This window comes from Solibacillus sp. FSL W8-0372 (genome assembly GCF_037969735.1).
GTDB lineage: Bacteria > Bacillota > Bacilli > Bacillales_A > Planococcaceae > Solibacillus > Solibacillus faecavium.
Map to the genome: position 1 here is coordinate 2,680,694 of NZ_CP150204.1, position 16,030 is coordinate 2,696,723.

19 protein-coding genes and 1 tRNA gene are annotated in these 16,030 nt (G+C 36.7%); 2 read left to right on the forward strand and 18 right to left on the reverse strand.

Features of this window, described 5'->3' with window-relative positions:
- Positions 1–27 precede the first annotated feature (27 nt).
- The 3 genes from essB to MKY13_RS13715 all read right to left on the reverse strand — a co-directional run bounded on the left by essB (position 28) and on the right by MKY13_RS13715 (position 2,050).
- On the reverse strand, positions 28–1,356 hold the full coding sequence (essB, locus tag MKY13_RS13705) for a type VII secretion protein EssB (protein ID WP_339213357.1): 1,329 nt from the start codon (positions 1,354–1,356) through the stop codon (positions 28–30).
- Positions 1,357–1,368: 12 nt separating this feature from the next.
- Positions 1,369–1,608 (reverse strand): EsaB/YukD family protein, encoded by a 240-nt coding sequence (locus tag MKY13_RS13710; protein WP_191700481.1) that lies wholly within the window; start codon positions 1,606–1,608, stop codon positions 1,369–1,371.
- A gap of 148 nt (positions 1,609–1,756) precedes the next feature.
- Positions 1,757–2,050, reverse strand: coding sequence for a WXG100 family type VII secretion target (locus MKY13_RS13715; RefSeq protein WP_191700482.1), 294 nt, complete (start codon positions 2,048–2,050; stop codon positions 1,757–1,759).
- A 305-nt stretch (positions 2,051–2,355) separates the two neighbouring features.
- Between MKY13_RS13715 and MKY13_RS13720 the strand changes: the two genes are divergently transcribed.
- Positions 2,356–2,691 (forward strand): DUF5082 family protein, encoded by a 336-nt coding sequence (locus MKY13_RS13720; RefSeq protein WP_339213361.1) that lies wholly within the window; start codon positions 2,356–2,358, stop codon positions 2,689–2,691.
- A gap of 41 nt (positions 2,692–2,732) precedes the next feature.
- Here the strand turns inward: MKY13_RS13720 and MKY13_RS13725 are convergent, their stop codons facing one another.
- The 4 genes from MKY13_RS13725 to MKY13_RS13740 form a co-directional block, all read right to left on the reverse strand.
- Positions 2,733–3,794 carry a hypothetical protein gene (locus tag MKY13_RS13725; protein ID WP_339213363.1) on the reverse strand — a complete coding sequence of 354 codons (1,062 nt, stop codon included), beginning with the start codon at positions 3,792–3,794 and terminating at the stop codon, positions 2,733–2,735.
- Positions 3,795–3,986: 192 nt separating this feature from the next.
- The gene (locus tag MKY13_RS13730; RefSeq protein WP_339213366.1) at positions 3,987–4,640 is read right to left on the reverse strand and encodes an SIMPL domain-containing protein; all 654 of its coding nucleotides are present in this window, start codon (positions 4,638–4,640) and stop codon (positions 3,987–3,989) included.
- A 396-nt stretch (positions 4,641–5,036) separates the two neighbouring features.
- On the reverse strand, positions 5,037–6,179 hold the full coding sequence (locus MKY13_RS13735) for a cation:proton antiporter (RefSeq protein ID WP_191700486.1): 1,143 nt from the start codon (positions 6,177–6,179) through the stop codon (positions 5,037–5,039).
- Between the two features lie 195 nt (positions 6,180–6,374).
- Positions 6,375–7,058, reverse strand: a complete 684-nt coding sequence (locus tag MKY13_RS13740) for a GDSL-type esterase/lipase family protein (RefSeq protein ID WP_339213368.1) — start codon at positions 7,056–7,058, stop codon at positions 6,375–6,377.
- A 359-nt stretch (positions 7,059–7,417) separates the two neighbouring features.
- On the opposite strand from MKY13_RS13740, the gene MKY13_RS13745 reads away from it, so the two are divergent.
- The gene (locus MKY13_RS13745; RefSeq protein WP_191700488.1) at positions 7,418–7,897 is read left to right on the forward strand and encodes a DNA polymerase III subunit alpha; all 480 of its coding nucleotides are present in this window, start codon (positions 7,418–7,420) and stop codon (positions 7,895–7,897) included.
- A gap of 159 nt (positions 7,898–8,056) precedes the next feature.
- On the opposite strand, the gene MKY13_RS13750 is transcribed toward MKY13_RS13745, so the two are convergent.
- The 11 genes from MKY13_RS13750 to MKY13_RS13800 form a co-directional block, all read right to left on the reverse strand.
- A tRNA-Arg gene (locus tag MKY13_RS13750) sits at positions 8,057–8,130 on the reverse strand.
- A gap of 178 nt (positions 8,131–8,308) precedes the next feature.
- Entirely contained in the window at positions 8,309–8,809 is a 501-nt protein-coding gene (locus MKY13_RS13755) for a metallophosphoesterase (RefSeq protein ID WP_339213371.1), read from the reverse strand.
- 114 nt (positions 8,810–8,923) lie between these two features.
- Positions 8,924–9,517, reverse strand: a complete 594-nt coding sequence (locus MKY13_RS13760; protein WP_191700490.1) for an XTP/dITP diphosphatase — start codon at positions 9,515–9,517, stop codon at positions 8,924–8,926.
- The gene (gene rph, locus MKY13_RS13765) at positions 9,514–10,269 is read right to left on the reverse strand and encodes a ribonuclease PH (RefSeq protein ID WP_339213374.1); all 756 of its coding nucleotides are present in this window, start codon (positions 10,267–10,269) and stop codon (positions 9,514–9,516) included. Before rph ends, MKY13_RS13760 begins: the two co-directional genes overlap by 4 nt.
- Positions 10,270–10,394: 125 nt before the next feature.
- Complete coding sequence (racE, locus tag MKY13_RS13770; RefSeq protein WP_339213376.1) at positions 10,395–11,195, reverse strand: glutamate racemase; 801 nt, start codon at positions 11,193–11,195, stop codon at positions 10,395–10,397.
- A gap of 16 nt (positions 11,196–11,211) precedes the next feature.
- Positions 11,212–11,655 carry a MarR family transcriptional regulator gene (locus MKY13_RS13775; RefSeq protein ID WP_191700493.1) on the reverse strand — a complete coding sequence of 148 codons (444 nt, stop codon included), beginning with the start codon at positions 11,653–11,655 and terminating at the stop codon, positions 11,212–11,214.
- A gap of 73 nt (positions 11,656–11,728) precedes the next feature.
- A complete protein-coding gene (locus tag MKY13_RS13780) occupies positions 11,729–11,950 on the reverse strand; it encodes a LuxR C-terminal-related transcriptional regulator (protein WP_339213378.1) in 222 nt (73 codons plus the stop codon).
- 69 nt (positions 11,951–12,019) lie between these two features.
- Positions 12,020–12,463, reverse strand: a complete 444-nt coding sequence (locus MKY13_RS13785; RefSeq protein WP_191700495.1) for a thioesterase family protein — start codon at positions 12,461–12,463, stop codon at positions 12,020–12,022.
- 170 nt (positions 12,464–12,633) lie between these two features.
- Positions 12,634–13,410 carry a succinate dehydrogenase iron-sulfur subunit gene (gene sdhB / locus MKY13_RS13790; protein ID WP_191700496.1) on the reverse strand — a complete coding sequence of 259 codons (777 nt, stop codon included), beginning with the start codon at positions 13,408–13,410 and terminating at the stop codon, positions 12,634–12,636.
- A gap of 16 nt (positions 13,411–13,426) precedes the next feature.
- On the reverse strand, positions 13,427–15,172 hold the full coding sequence (sdhA, locus tag MKY13_RS13795) for a succinate dehydrogenase flavoprotein subunit (protein ID WP_191700497.1): 1,746 nt from the start codon (positions 15,170–15,172) through the stop codon (positions 13,427–13,429).
- 92 nt (positions 15,173–15,264) lie between these two features.
- Positions 15,265–15,882: a succinate dehydrogenase cytochrome b558 subunit gene (locus tag MKY13_RS13800; protein WP_191700498.1), complete on the reverse strand. Its 618-nt coding sequence runs from the start codon at positions 15,880–15,882 to the stop codon at positions 15,265–15,267.
- Positions 15,883–16,030 lie beyond the last annotated feature (148 nt).

The following is a 16,030-nucleotide window of genomic DNA, read 5'->3' on the forward strand; positions in this document are numbered from 1 at the left end:
GTGCTGGAATAACTTTATTAAATTCAATTATTCTTCTGTAGAATTATCCGCGCTTTCTGTATCTGTAGAACCCGCAGTGTCTTCCTTATTTTCCTCTGCGGTTGGTTTGTTGGTGCTTGGTTTTTCAGACTTTATTTCCTCATTTTTGTTTGAATCTTTATTACTAGAACTTGCTTCCTCTATTTCAAGTTCTTCTTTTAATTGTTCAAGCTGTTCCGTTACTTCCTCTTTTTCAGTTTGAATTTTATCTAGTAACTGCTCTCGTTCTTCATTTTCCAGATCGAGGTTTCCTTTTACAGTTTCCTCATAATGCAGTAAAGCTAGCATTATTAAATCCAAATCCTCGAGTTGTCGGGCTAAGGCTAAAGCTTCCTCTGCCTGTCCACGGCCAATATAAATCCAATATTTAAAATAATTTGGATCTGTCTGCAACGTTATTGTCTTTAAGACATTTTCTTTCTGCTCTTCGGTCAATGTTTCATTTACGATATAAGCAAGCGATAACTCATACTGTATAACTTTAGGCATATGCTCAATATCATAATTTGTCAGTTTATTAATTACTTCACTATAATCTCCTTGAAGATAGGAATTCTGAACCTCCACAAAAGCTTCTTGACGAGGTTGAAGCACTAGTGCCGAATATCCTGTATATGCTCCTAGAGGTATAAGTGCCAATAAAAGACCTGCAATACCGTAACGTACCCAGCTCCATTTTGTTTTTGAAACTGTTACTAGCTTTTTTTCTTCATTTTTCAGTAGAGTTATTTGTTTTTTTATCGTATCATTTAGTTCATTTTCATCCTTTGCACTCATTACCTTTTCAGCGATGGGACTAAGTTCAATAGATTGAGAGAACTGAATATATTGTTCGAATGTATATTTAGGATCAATTGCAGCAGCAATAAGCGCTTTCGTTTCATTCCAAATTCGGTTACTTTCTTTTTCATAGGGAGGAATACTTTCCTTCACCCCGTAATGTAGAAAATATGGCATTAAGCTTTCATCGATTAATACATTTTCCGGGCATACAATAAGGTGGAGCCGGTTAAATGAATGGCGGCTTTGCACTTTTAAAACTTGTGAAGCAAACATCCAGCGACTTAGTTCTTTTAATTTCCGCAATTCTCCAAAATTCATATAATTTGATTCTTTTTTATAGGTGAAGATTAATTCATCATCTGTTAAAGTGATACTTTTATTTATGAAAGGGTTATGTTCTTGTAATAGTGCAATTTCTATTTCATTTGCTAGTTTTATTTTTTCTTTTTGAAAAATAATTGTGATCTCATCTTGTTCAAACTTGAGGGTAGCCTCTAATTGCTTTTCTAAATAGGATAGTTTCTTTTTTGACATCTGCTTGACTCCTTACAAGATTTCTAGTCGATCACCTGTAGTAACACCACTATTTGCCAATAGGTCATTTCCGGATAATACGGTTTGTTTATTTACAATTCGAATCCAATAACCTTCCTTTGGAGGATATGTTATTGACTTTGCCTGCCAAACAATATTGACCAACTCTTTGACTGAATAGGAATTTGACAGACGTAAATCAAAACACTCCTCACTATAGTTTTTTAAGTCTATAGATACCTCTATGTACATTTTATATTCACCTCATTCAATCAAATTAAGGTTGACTAATTCAAAGTGAAAGTCGTTTTATAGGGAACAAATACAAAACTGTCCAGCAAATGAAAAGAGCGCCTTCATCTGAATACGACGCTCTTTAAATCTTAATTCTAGATGAAACTTAACTGCGAATTTGCCCTGCAATTTGACGATCTGCATCTGCAAGAGCATGTGCAGTATTTTTCAGTTGTACAGAAACATCCTGTAAAAGTCGTTGCATATCTTGAATTGATGGACGTAAAGTCGTGTATTGATCTGCAAAGGCGCGACTTGATTCACCTTCCCACATAGACTGTAATTCTTGAATCATATTATCTAATCGTGAAATTTGTTCTTCAACCTGTGCACTTTCAGTTCCATAACGATTGGACATTGCTTCTAACTCAGCTGGGGTTACACGAATAATTCCTGACATAAATTTCTCTCCTTTTTCTTGTTTATTTAGGTATAAATTGTAAAATATATCCTGCAATTTAATACCCGTATTTTAATTTTATAAACCAAAAAATAACAAGGTCAACAAGATTTGAGTAAAAAAGGAGTTTTATACTAATTTTAAATTAATAAAATAAGCAAACTATATCAGTTTAAGATTTTTTAATTGTGATATATTAATGAGGTATAGTTCGAATTGGAGTCATATTTTAGAACTTAAAATTAACTAAAATAGTTAATTTTAAAAGCTAATCCGCAAAAACTAATAGATTATGAGGTGACGAAATGTCGTTAGGATATTGGTATTCTGAGTTGAATAAAAAGCAAAGTCATTTAAACCGTTTGGAAACGTGCAATAGTCAATTAACAGGAAAGCAAAATGAATTTTCCAACAATAAGCACCTTATGACAAAACCTGAATTAACAACAATGACATGGAATGGAAGTTTAGCAACACGATTTGATGATATTCGAAACAACGGAATTCTTAACAGCTATGAAGCTATACAAAATATACAATTGAATAACGTATTTGCCGCACTGTCGGATATGATGGATAAAATCCGTCAAGAAATCGAATCAATTCGAGCAATCATTGCCCGCCTTGAAGCAGCAATTTAAGAGTTAAATTTACCTAGCTGAGGAATTCAGCATTTTAGTTTTTATATTTTTCTCTTGTTGGTACGTAAAATACGTATTTGCGCCAATACAATAGCCACTATTAACACCATCCCGAGGTAGCCCATAATGGTATACAGTTTACCGACTAATGTTGTAAAGCCTATGAGGCTAGCTGCAAAACCTACTAAACTAAGCAGTATCACAATGATTTTCATCATGAGATTTTCTTTCTTTACAATTCTTACTGCCAGTATATATAGTGTGCCTACCGCTGTACTGTATATCATTGCTAGTAAAACGATGGACATAAGATTCCCTACTGTCGGATGAATTTGTTTTGCTAGCTCAAGCGTTGGCATATCCACGCCTGCCACAATATCCATTTTCGCAAAAAGAGCTAAATTAATGAGCAATATTAATAAGCCAAGTACTCCCCCTCCTAAAGCACCACCCATTCTTGCTGCTTTTCTATCTTTTGTCGTTCCTCCCATTAAAATAAGCATAGCCGCCCCTGCAGCAATATTATATGAAACATACAATACCGCGCTCGTTAGCCAATGAGAGCTTGCAGATGGTTGTTTTTTTGCTATAATATTCAGCTCGCTTATTGAGTAATCGATTGTAAATAAAGAATAAATCAAAAGAATAAAAATAACGCCCAGTAAGTATGGCATTAATGCCGCAATCATATTGATAATGCTATTCGCATTTAGTAAAAGTGTAAAAACTACTGCGAGAGTCATTAACATACTTCCAAATGACGGCTCCATATTATACATTTGATTAAATGTAGCTCCTGCACCCGCGAACATAACAATCGCAATCCCAAATAATACAATAGAAATTAATACATCCAGCACCGGACCAAAAGCACGACCGCCAATGTAATGAATGCCCTCCTTATGGGAAGTCGTCTGCAAGTCCGATCCGATCTGCGCAAGTGTCATGCCTAAGAAAGCAAAAATGACCGCAGCAACAATACAACCAAACACACTTACTAGTCCAAAGCTTGTAAAGTACTGCATAATCTCCTGTCCAGAAGCAAAACCTGCACCGACTACCAAACTGACAAATGTACCTGCAATTTGTATACTCTTTTTCAATACGCACCTTCTTTATTTCACTTTTTATCATTGTTACTTTATGTATACAAAGGATCCAATCATGCTTTTACATGAAAGAATAAGCAATACAAAATAAAAACCAAACTGAAAAAGTCCTTAACAGTTTGGTTCATTTCTATTTTTTATTTGATAGAAAACGGAATTTAAAATTAGAATATCTAACTTACTGCGCTAATACTGAAATTTGACTTTTACAGTAGCTGTTACTGTTATCAAACCTGGTTCAATCGGTGTAACAGCCTGTTGGTTACTTAGTTGAAGCATTTTGTATGGAATAGGAGTAGCAGTATTTGTCTCTTCAATTATTTCTATAGGTAACGGTTCTAAAGTTGCATGCATCGTTTCAGCCATTGATTTTGCTTTACCTAACGCGTCAATCAGGGCATACTGAAGTGCCTGACGATAGTAAGTATCTACGTGCTCTATTTTAAATTGTATGCCCGATACATGGTTCGCCCCATTTCGTGTCGCTGTATCGATAACCGTACCAACTTGATTAATATTCACTATTTTTACAGTAATTGCATTTTGAACTTCATAGCCTCTTAATACTTGTTTTCCATCAATATAGTCATAGGTTGGAAATATATTATAAGCTGACGTTTGCATTTCATCTCTCCGAATATTTAAATTCAAGAGCGATTCAATAACCCGATTCATAATAATCGCATTTTCATGTTGAGCAGAACTGACATTATCTCCTTCTGTACGCACTTCAGTTTGAATTTGCGCATAATCTGGTTGAAGCGTTATTTCCCCATTACCCGAAACTGTCATTTCCCGTGAAGTAGGTAATGGCTGATACTTCATTTGTGGATAATACATACCTCCCACCTTTCTTCTAATGTTTTTAACATACTATGCGAGTAAGTATTAATTCATTTTTATTTCTGAGCTTTTTAATCTAGGTGGGTAAAAAAGAGCCTGGGACAAAACGAAAAACATCTATTTTTCCAAAGAAAAAATAGATGTTTTTCTGCTTCTGCCAGAATTGATTTCCGTTACGGGGACGCTTTCCGGGGGCACGGCCTGAGCCTGTAGTCTCAGACGTCGTGCTGTTCCCCCAGGAGTCGCCCCTTCACTCCAATCAATTCATATAATATCGGTTTCTTAATAAGAGTACTCCCCTTATACAAAGAAATTTCTACAGCCTCTTTGTGGGATAATTGTTTTTCGTTTTGATTACTCACGGGCACGGCCTAATTATGTCCTGTCCTCTTCTTACTCTATGACAATTCTCTTGCCAAAAATTGCTTTTAGTAAAGGCGGAGTAACAATTGTCGTTACAATAATGACAATAATAACGGAAGTATAATAATTTGCTGGTAATAATCCCCCTTCAAGTCCCATTGCAGCTAATATAAGTGCAACCTCACCTCGGGAAACCATTCCTGCACCAACGCCCATCGATGATTTCGTATTGAATCCAGCTAATTTAGCACCTAATCCGGAACCAACAAACTTGGAAACAACTGCAATAATTGAAAATACGACTATAAACCCAATTTGATCTCCAATTCCATCGAATGAAACCGCTAATCCGATACTTACAAAGAAGAACGGTACAAAAATTCCATACGCGATAGGTTCAACTTTGTGCTCAATTTCTTTTTTAAATTCAGTTTGTGCAATGGCAATACCGGCAAAGAATGCACCGATAATTCCCGCTATACCTAAAAATTCTGCAAAGTATGATAAACCAAAGCAAATAATCAAACCTGCACTCAATATTGATTCTGTAACTCTAAATTTCTTAAATGCACGAATAAAATGTGGAATAAACCATTTTGCAAGTACGATTAAAATTGCAAAGAACAGTATTTTTTTCCCTATTAATAATCCAATATTCGTATCCGAACCTGCAAAGAAACTCATTGCAATGGCAATTAAAATTACGACTACTATATCATCCAATACAGCAGCGCCCAGTAACGTTGAACCTTCTTTACTATTTAACCAACCTAGTTCACGCAGTGCTTGAACAGATATACTTACAGATGTAGCAGAAAGCAATAGTCCAATAAAAATAGATTCTCCTACAGACATTCCGTAGTATTGGGCTCCCGCGTAACCTAAAATAATCGGTAAAATAATACCGCCTAATGCAACATATATCGCTGCCTTTTTATTTTTATTCATTTCCTGAAGATCTGTTTCAAGTCCTGCCAAAAACATTAATAATAAAACTCCAATTTGACTAAATACTGTTAATAATTCTGTATCGTGAATCCATCCAAGTAATGCCGGCCCTAGAATGATACCAACAAGTATTTTTCCCAATACTGATGGTTGGCCTAACCTAGCAGCTAAGTGCCCTGCCAATTTTGTAGCAAATAAAATAATAACAATTTGTAAAATAAACATAAATTTCCCCTTTCAATGCAAAAAAGACAAGGAGGTGCCGTAGCTGACTACGACTCCACCTTGTCTTGCATTTATTAAATTTATTGTTCCTGTCTATATATTAATATATCATCTATTTTAATTGCAAGTAATGATTAATTATTTTTCATAAAAAATTACACATTTCGACAAAATACTTCATTACCGCACTTCATTTTAATCACTGTAAAGCAAGCGTTCTATTTCAGCCGTATATATGTCTGCAACAAGTTGTGCCCCAGTACTATTAAGGTGTATACCATCTAACGTAAGATGTAGCCCTCGTTTTTTGGATTTTTTATCAATCCTTGAAGGTTTCTTATAAAAAAGAACGTCGGTCATAACACTCAATACTTTTGTGCTGATGTAATCCGAGCTATTCACTGCTGAAAGATGATTCAGGAAAGCTGATTGGATATCTAGAAAACCAACATTTGTCTGTTTATGTGCTATGGATTGGATAAGGTGATTCAATTCTTTAATTTCATTATTGGGAGCATTATTAGTATTTTCACCAACTACAGTCGGGGTAACTGTTACGACTTTATTTGACGATTCTATAACTAGCGCTAAGACTTTCTCATAATAAGTCTGAAATTCATCATAATCTTTCGCAACCGGCTGCGCTTGAACGCTAAGCAGTTTTGAATAGACATCATTTACCCCAATCCATATGAAAGAAAGATCATAATCATCCTTTAACTTTTTTTCTAAAAGGCGCGTATATAAACTTTTCACTGTTTCCCCTGGTTTACCAAGGTTAACAAAAGTGATATTTGGAAATTTATCTTCTAATATCGTATGAAAAGGAACCCCTGGACGACCTTCAGTTAAACTGTCACCGATTAAAGCAATTTTCATTTTGTATCCCTCCTCTTAATACATTGGCTGTTTTTAGCGGCTCTTGTTCAAAGTTTTATCTAACTTATTCGTATTAGCCAATTCTTCTAATCAATTATATTCCATTTAACGGAAAATATAATTAACTCCCCTTTTCTATATCGTGGCACAATTCAATAAATCGCGAAAGAAGTTGGAAAAACGAATTGAATGTTATACCAAGGCGAAAAGCGTTAATCATCTATAAAAGGTGCTCTATAATTATTAAGTATTTAATCCGTCATATTCGACATATGTTAATTTATGAAACGAATAAAAAAAACCTTTTAAGGTTAGAATACTCATAATTTATAAATCAATGTAAAAAGGATGATTATTAAATGAGTGTTATGGTACTAGACAACAAAAGAATTCTTCTAAAAGGAATTAATAGGTACGAGATAAATTCTGATGAACTATATCATAGAAATGATACAGAAGAGGAACGTTTTTTTTTCATATTGCTCAATCAGGATGAACTTTGGAGTGAATATAGTTTCAAATATTTATATATTGAGATGCGTGATGGCAATTTATATAATTTTTATTCTGATAAAAAATTAGACTTTTTAATGAAACAAATGGCTGAATATTTTACAGAAATGGGCATTGATAGTGAAGTAGAAGACTGTATTTATGATCAAATTTCTAATAGTTATGATATTAGTGAAGAGTTAGTAGAGATACTTGAAGAAGATGAGGACCTAGAACAAGCTGTTGAAAGTTATGTAAGAATTAGAGATGCATTCACATTCATATTAGTTAATGAAGACATTTCAGCTATAGCGAATAGATTGGATAATGCTTTTGGAGTGATATAAGCATTAAATCGACTTAAATACTGTTTGTTGTTCTTCATTAAAGATTCCGATTAAATACGTTTTAAACGATCAGTCGTACCTTCTTTTTGTAAACAAAAAAAACCTCCTAACATTAAGTTAGAAGGTTAATTCGAGGTGGTCTAAACCACAAATTATATACGTCCCCAGTAGGATTCGAACCTACGACCGCACGCTTAGAAGGCGTGTGCTCTATCCAGCTGAGCTATGGAGACAACTGCTTCAATAACGTAATTGGTATTAAAGACAATTTTTATTATATGGTACATTAACTAGAAAGTCAACAATCAATTTTATAAAAATTATTATTCAACTAAAATAAAATTCACTTTCCAGTGGCGACTATAAAAAAGTGAAGCCCCCTTGATAAAAAGTGGACTTCGCTTCTTCAATCTAACGTTCAAAAAACATTTTATCGATTAAATTATTATTATCATCATAGCAATCTAAAGTAAAATGGGTAGGAGTAATTGTTAGAGTAACAAAAGATTTTTCTTTAATGCCCCGGGGCTTTAATAAGCTACCTGGATTAATAAACAAAGTATCTTCTATATACTCCGCGGCTAACACATGTGAATGACCGAAGCACACTATTTGGGCACCAACTTCCTGAGCCCGATAGACTAACTTCATCGGAGAGTTTTTCACATCATATAAATGTCCATGTGTCACATACACACGGTCTCCATTTACTTGGAATAGAATCTCCTCTAAATAATTCGGATCATGGTCACAGTTGCCTTTCACACGCTCGATTTCTTGCATCGATGGATTGGTATACGGTAATTCGCTATCACCACAATGGATTATTTTATATGCGTCTGGATGGTAGCCCTTTACACGTTCAATGATATCCTCGTCACCATGTGTATCACTCATTATCAATAGCTTCATTTCGTAACCACATCCTTTCCATTTATATACATATTGTGACAGGAATGAATCAAAAATTCAATCGTTATTGCACAATTCTATTAACAGTTGTTTACAATGCAAGAAAAGTACTACTTATTTAAGAAATTCAGCTAACTGTAAAGCAAGCTTGCGAATCGCATTACCACGGTGTGATATAGCGCCTTTTTCTTCGGCTGAAAGTTCAGCCATATGCTTTTCTAAGGCAGGTACATAAAAAATCGGGTCATAACCAAAACCGTTAGTTCCCTTCTTCTCATGCGCAATCACACCTTCACATGTTCCAAATACCGTCTTCGTTTCTAAATTAGGACCTGCAATCGCCAACGCACAGCAAAAACGAGCTGTACGCTCATCTTCCGGTACATCTTTCATGTTTTCCAGTACTTTTACCATGTTCGCCTCATCGTCATGGTCTCCAGCATAGCGTGCAGAATAGACACCCGGTTCACCATTTAATGCATCTATAGCTAAACCGCTGTCATCTGCAATCACAATTTGCCCTAATAGGTTGGCTAATGTCTCCGCCTTTAAAATCGCATTTTCTTCAAATGTTGTTCCTGTTTCTTCAATTTCCACATCTGGTGCTACATCAAACATTGTAACAACCTTATAGCCGAATGGTTCAAAGAGCGCTTCAAAGTCTTTTGCTTTACCTTTATTTTTCGTTGCAATGACTACCTGTTTCATTTTGGTTCCACCTTCCCAATCAGTTGTGCGATTTCACCTAAAGTATTTTTTTGAATAACAATCAATTCTGAGATTCCTGATTCGCCTAAATCAAGCAGTTCATTCAACTCTGAACGAGTAAATGTCGATTCCTCTCCAGTACCTTGTAATTCAACAAATTCGCCAGCACCTGTCATGATAATATTCATATCGACTTGGGCTGCTGAGTCCTCAATGTAGTTTAAATCCAATACTGCACCAATTTCAGCTAGTTTCCCTACACTTGTAGCAGCTAAGTAATCAGTCACAGGGAATTTTGCGAATGGTTTTTCAGCATCTAATTTGGCAATCGCTTGTGTCATCGCTACAAATGCTCCAGTAATGGAAGCTGTACGAGTTCCACCATCCGCTTGAATAACATCACAGTCAATCCAAACTGTTTTTTCGCCCAATGCCTCTAAGTCTACGACAGCACGCAATGCACGGCCGATTAAGCGTTGAATTTCCATTGTGCGACCACTTACCTTCCCTGCAGAGCTTTCACGGCGTGTGCGTTGCTCTGTAGCGCGTGGTAACATTGAATATTCAGCCGTAATCCAGCCTTTACCTTGTCCACGTAAAAAACCTGGTACTCTTTCTTCTATCGTAGCTGTACAAATTACTTTCGTTTGTCCAACCGTAATTAGTACCGAGCCTTCCGGATGCATTAAATAATTATTTTCAATTTGAACTGGACGTAATTCATTCACAGCTCGTAAGTCATGTCTAGTCATTCTTGACCTCCTCAATTTGTTCGCGCACTAATCTTAACACACTTTCAGAACGGTCAAAAGTGTAAACGCAAGACATAGAAGGAAAAAGGCCCAAATTAGACAAAATGCCTAATCTGAACCTTTAATTACTTTTCAAATGTAATTTTGCGTATATCCAGTTCATCATTCTCCAACCAACGTTCTGCAATGGAACGGAAAATTGGAACGGAACCGGAAGCATATAATATATGTTTTGGTGGTTCCTCATCTGTTCGCAACTGCCCTTTATAGCTTAAAATTGCTTCGACATCTTTGGCAGTTTCTTCAGCAGATGACAAAACATGAACATGTGGACCAACTGCTGCTTCAATTTGTTTTTGTAAAATAGGATAATGTGTACAGCCTAAAATAACTGTATCAAATCGCTCATCTTCCAATGGCTTTAATCCTTTTGCGACAAGATCGTATGAAAACTGACCTTCATATTCGCCACTTTCAACAAGAGGCACAAATGTCGGACAGGCGAGTGGAATAATCGTTGCTTTTGTTGCTAACGATTTTACAGCCTGTTCATAAGCGCCACTTTTAATCGTGCCTTCTGTTGCGAGTACTACTACTTCATTACGCTTTGTCTTTTTTATTGCAGCTCGTGCCCCAGCATTAATTACACCTAGAACAGGAAATGGCATATGCTTTTGTAAACTTTCCAATGCAACGGCTGTCGCAGTATTACATGCTATGACAAGCATTTTCACATTTTTCTTTTCAAGTACTTTTGCCATTTGCCATGTAAAATTACGTACCTCTTGTTTCGTGCGAGGTCCATATGGACAGCGCGCCGTATCACCTATATAGTATATTGTTTCATTTGGCAAGAGCTCCATAATCGCTTTTGCCACTGTTAAACCGCCAACTCCAGAATCGATTACACCAATTGGGGCATTCACTTGTACCGCCTCTATCCTATTTCATTAATAAATGTAGTTTTTGTAAAGTTCGTGATAATTGCTCGAATTCTTCTTCATTAAATTCCTCTGTAATATCCCTTAAATAATCTTGTCGCTTAAGAATTACTTCTTGAATAATTCGCTCGCCTTCAGATAAAAGATGAATACGTACAACACGGCGGTCATTTTCGTCACGCACACGTTGTACCAATTCATTTTTTTCCATTCGGTCTACTAAATCCGTCGTTGTCGAAAAAGCTAAATACATCTTCGTCGACAAGTCACCAATCGTCATATCACCAGATTCATGCAACCATTGTAATGCAATAAACTGCGGTGGGGTAATTGTATAATTGCTTAGTATTTCGCGACCTTTTTGTTTAATTAAGTGTGAAATATATCTTAATTCTTTTTCTAGGATTGCTACAGATTCAGAGCTATGTGTGCTGTGATCTTTCATCTACTCCATTCACTCCTCGATGCGTTTCATAGTTCTATTTTGAAGTTTTTTTTGTGAAATAGCAAGTCTTCAATCAGAATATTGACAATTCTTGAAGTCTTAACAGCTCTAGAATTGCTTGAGTACGACTTGATACACCCAGCTTTTGAATCGTATTGGAAATATGATTTCGAACAGTTTTCTCACTAATACCTAACTTTGCCGAGATTTCCCGAGTTGAATAGTCCTTTATTAAAAGCTCAAAAATTTCGCGTTCTCTTTTTGTTAACAGCGAACGATGCTGCGGACGATTCATTTTGCAACACCCTCCTATCTTCTTCCTTGTACATTATGTCGAATATACAAAGCAGGTGAGGGCATTTAACTATTTCCCGAGCAATAATTTTTTTTGGTCCTCTAATAAAGGGACACCTTTCCCCGTATTATGATTCAATTGTACAAGCGTTCCACGTGCTGTGTAGCATATTTCATCTTTTTTATTCGTCACCATATAATGCAAATCAAGTGAAGATGTGCCGATTGATGCCGTTTTAACGAAAATTGTCAATTCCTCATCAAAAAACACTTCCTTCAAATAATCACATTGAATATCCGCTACTACAAACATACTTGTATCATCTGATCCTTCTATGAAATTAAAACCCATTGCTTTAAAGTACTCAATTCTCGCATACTCTAAATATGCAAACACTTTCGTATTATTTACATGACCATACATGTCTGTTTCCGAAAAGCGGACACGTACTTTTGTAGAAAAAGAAAATCCAGCCATCCACTCTTTCACATCTTGAATATATGTAGCTCGCATAAAAACATCCCCCTTTTTAAATAAATCATCATCCCCTGATAATGAATATGCATTCATTATAGCATAATTTGTAATTTCGTTTAAATACGAGAGCACGATAATAGGAGTTATTCATACAGAAGTAAAAAAAAAGACTCCCACCAAAGCGGGAGTCTTTTAAATCTATTAGATTAGTCAACCATATGGTCAGAACCGAAGAAGTTCTTGAACATTTGAACTGTTGTTGCACGGTTAAGTGCAGCGATAGATGTTGTTAAAGGAATTCCTTTTGGACAAGCAGCTACACAGTTTTGAGAGTTACCACAGTTTGCAAGACCACCGTCGCCCATAATTGCTGCTAAACGCTCGTCTTTATTCATTGCACCAGTTGGGTGAGTGTTGAATAAACGAACTTGTGATAATGGTGCTGGACCCATGAATGAAGCTTTTTCAGACACGTTTGGACATGCTTCCATACAAACACCACAAGTCATACATTTAGATAGCTCATATGCCCATTGACGTTTACGCTCAGGCATACGTGGACCTTCACCTAAATCATAAGTACCATCGATTGGTACCCATGCTTTAACTTTCTTAAGTGCATTGAACATGCGCTCACGGTCTACTTGTAAGTCACGTACAACTGGGAAAGTTTTCATTGGCTCTAGGCGAATTGGTTGAGTTAATTTATCTACTAATGCTGAACAAGATTGTTGTGGACGTCCGTTAATAACCATTGAACATGCACCACAAACTTCTTCTAAACAGTTCATATCCCAAGTTACTGGTGTCGTTTTTTGACCGTCAGCAGTAACAGGGTATTTTTGAATATGCATTAGCGCAGAGATAACGTTCATACCTGGACGGTAAGGAACTTCAAACTTTTCAACGCGTGTAGCACCGTTCTCACTATCTTGACGAACGATTTCTAACTTAACTGTTCTTTCAGTATTTACTGTTTCCATTTTTTAGTTCCCCTTTCTACGCTGAGTAGTCGCGTTTACGTGGTGGAATTAACGAAACGTCTACTTCTGCATAAGAAATAATTGGTTCGCCCGTTGCAGGGTCGAACTTCGCCATAGTTGTTTTTAAGAAGTTTTCATCATCACGTTCTGGGAATTCTGGCTTATAGTGAGCACCACGAGATTCGTTACGTAATAATGCACCCTTAGTCATAACTTTAGCTAAATATAGCATGTTCTTTAACTGACGAGTGAAGTGGGCACCTTGATTCGACCATTTTTGAGTGTCGTTAATGTTGATGTTTTCCCAACGCTCTTGTAGCTCAGTTAATTTCGCATAAGTTTCTTCTAATTTTGCGTTCACACGTACAACAGTCATGTTGTCAGTCATCCACTCACCTAGCTCTTTATGAAGTAAGTAAGCGTTTTCTGTACCATCCATGTTTAAGATAGCTTCCCATTTTTCTGTTTCTTCTTGTACGCGGCGAGTGTAGATTTCTTCTGGTAAATCTTCAGCATGCTTTTGAAGTCCTTTAATGTACTTCACAGCATTTGGTCCCGCAACCATACCACCGTAAATTGCTGATAATAGTGAGTTAGCACCTAAACGGTTTGCACCGTGTTGTGAGTAATCACATTCACCCGCAGCAAATAATCCAGGGATTTCAGTCATTTGGTCATAGTCGACCCATAATCCACCCATTGAATAGTGAACTGCCGGGAAGATTTTCATCGGTAATTTACGTGGGTCATCCCCTACGAATTTCTCGTAGATTTCAATGATACCACCTAATTTAATATCTAATTCATGTGGATCTTTGTGGGATAGGTCTAAGTATACCATGTTTTCGCCATTAATACCCAGTTTTTGATTTACACACACATCAAAAATCTCACGTGTTGCGATATCACGTGGTACTAAGTTACCGTAAGCAGGGTATTTTTCTTCTAGGAAGTACCATGGCTTACCGTCTTTATAAGTCCAAACACGTCCACCTTCACCACGAGCAGATTCTGACATTAGACGGTTTTTGTCATCGCCAGGAATTGCAGTTGGGTGAATTTGAATCATCTCACCATTTGAATATGTTGCACCTTGTTGATAAACAATCGATGCAGCAGAACCTGTGTTAATAACAGAGTTCGTTGTTTTACCGAAGATAATACCAGGTCCACCAGTAGCCATAATAACTGCATCACCACGGAATGAACGGATTTCTTCGCTTTTTAGATCTTGTGCTACGATACCACGGCAAACGCCTTCATCATCAAGCACCGCACCAAGGAATTCCCAGTGCTCATATTTTGTAACTAAACCAGCAACTTCTTGAGCACGAACTTGCTCATCTAGTGCGTATAATAATTGTTGACCTGTTGTAGCACCAGAGAATGCTGTACGGTGCATTAACGTACCGCCGAAACGACGGAAATCAAGTAAACCTTCTGGCGTACGGTTGAACATTACACCCATACGGTCCATTAAGTGAATAATTCCAGGGGCTGCATCACACATACCCTTAACTGGTGGTTGGTTCGCTAAGAAGTCTCCACCGTAAACTGTATCGTCAAAGTGGATCCATGGAGAATCCCCTTCACCTTTTGTATTTACTGCTCCGTTAATTCCGCCTTGTGCACATACAGAGTGTGAACGTTTTACTGGAACTAACGAGAATAATTCAACTGCAGTACCAACTTCAGCTGCTTTAATCGTAGCCATTAAGCCTGCTAAACCGCCACCAACGACGATTACTTTACTCTTTGCCATGATTATTTCTCACTCCTCATTAATTGCTAATTACTTTTACTCATAATTCATCTGAACTGTCTTAATAACTGTATATTAGTGGTCAAGTTAAACTAAACAGCGAATGAAATGATAGCTGCAACACCTATGATTGCTAAAATTACGAAGAATAATAACGTAACATAAGTTGTAATCTGTTGAGATTTTTTAGACTGTGTAATACCCCAGCTCACTAAGAATGACCATAGACCGTTCGCTAAGTGGAATGCTGCTGATACGATACCGACAATATAGAATGCCAACATTAATGGGTTATCTACGATTTCTACCATCATATCGAAGTTAACTTCAGCGCCAAATGCTTTTTGAACACGCGTTTGGAAAATGTGCCATGCAATGAAGATTACAAGGAAGATTCCTGTGAAACGTTGTAAAGCAAACATCCAGTTACGGAACGTGCTGAAACGACCCGTATTGTGTGTAGATGTAAATGCAATAAACACACCATAGAATCCGTGGAACATTAATGGAATATAAATAATAATCCATTCCATTGCTAACAATAACGAGTGCGGAACTAATTCCATCATACCTGTTGCGTTATTGTAAACCTCTTCACCACCAACTGCAGTGAAGTTCAAAGACAAGTGGAACACCAAGAACAACCCGACAGGAACTACACCTAATAACGAGTGTAAGCGGCGCCATAAAAATTCACGATCTTTCGACAAAACTGTTACCCCCCTTAGTACTTGAAATACACAAGTGCAACGCCTCAAATTTGTAAACGTTGTGTTATTGACTGCGCATTTCATCATGGTACAATATTATGACATGTCCATTGTACTCTCAACAGATACTAGCGTCAAGGTAACGAGG

What these genes read in the sequence shown, in the direction of transcription:
- MKY13_RS13780 (WP_339213378.1), bottom strand. Translation starts at nt 11,950, where the DNA reads ATGAATCGTCCGCAGCATCGTTCGCTGTTAACAAAAAGAGAACGCGAA.
- MKY13_RS13735 (WP_191700486.1), bottom strand. Translation starts at nt 6,179, where the DNA reads ATGTTTATTTTACAAATTGTTATTATTTTATTTGCTACAAAATTGGCA.
- MKY13_RS13740 (WP_339213368.1), bottom strand. Translation starts at nt 7,058, where the DNA reads ATGAAAATTGCTTTAATCGGTGACAGTTTAACTGAAGGTCGTCCAGGG.
- MKY13_RS13775 (WP_191700493.1), bottom strand. Translation starts at nt 11,655, where the DNA reads ATGAAAGATCACAGCACACATAGCTCTGAATCTGTAGCAATCCTAGAA.
- MKY13_RS13730 (WP_339213366.1), bottom strand. Translation starts at nt 4,640, where the DNA reads ATGTATTATCCACAAATGAAGTATCAGCCATTACCTACTTCACGGGAA.
- MKY13_RS13745 (WP_191700488.1), top strand. Translation starts at nt 7,418, where the DNA reads ATGAGTGTTATGGTACTAGACAACAAAAGAATTCTTCTAAAAGGAATT.
- MKY13_RS13715 (WP_191700482.1), bottom strand. Translation starts at nt 2,050, where the DNA reads ATGTCAGGAATTATTCGTGTAACCCCAGCTGAGTTAGAAGCAATGTCC.
- rph (WP_339213374.1), bottom strand. Translation starts at nt 10,269, where the DNA reads ATGACTAGACATGACTTACGAGCTGTGAATGAATTACGTCCAGTTCAA.
- sdhA (WP_191700497.1), bottom strand. Translation starts at nt 15,172, where the DNA reads ATGGCAAAGAGTAAAGTAATCGTCGTTGGTGGCGGTTTAGCAGGCTTA.
- MKY13_RS13755 (WP_339213371.1), bottom strand. Translation starts at nt 8,809, where the DNA reads ATGAAGCTATTGATAATGAGTGATACACATGGTGACGAGGATATCATT.
- MKY13_RS13760 (WP_191700490.1), bottom strand. Translation starts at nt 9,517, where the DNA reads ATGAAACAGGTAGTCATTGCAACGAAAAATAAAGGTAAAGCAAAAGAC.
- sdhB (WP_191700496.1), bottom strand. Translation starts at nt 13,410, where the DNA reads ATGGAAACAGTAAATACTGAAAGAACAGTTAAGTTAGAAATCGTTCGT.
- MKY13_RS13785 (WP_191700495.1), bottom strand. Translation starts at nt 12,463, where the DNA reads ATGCGAGCTACATATATTCAAGATGTGAAAGAGTGGATGGCTGGATTT.
- essB (WP_339213357.1), bottom strand. Translation starts at nt 1,356, where the DNA reads ATGTCAAAAAAGAAACTATCCTATTTAGAAAAGCAATTAGAGGCTACC.
- MKY13_RS13720 (WP_339213361.1), top strand. Translation starts at nt 2,356, where the DNA reads ATGTCGTTAGGATATTGGTATTCTGAGTTGAATAAAAAGCAAAGTCAT.
- MKY13_RS13710 (WP_191700481.1), bottom strand. Translation starts at nt 1,608, where the DNA reads ATGTACATAGAGGTATCTATAGACTTAAAAAACTATAGTGAGGAGTGT.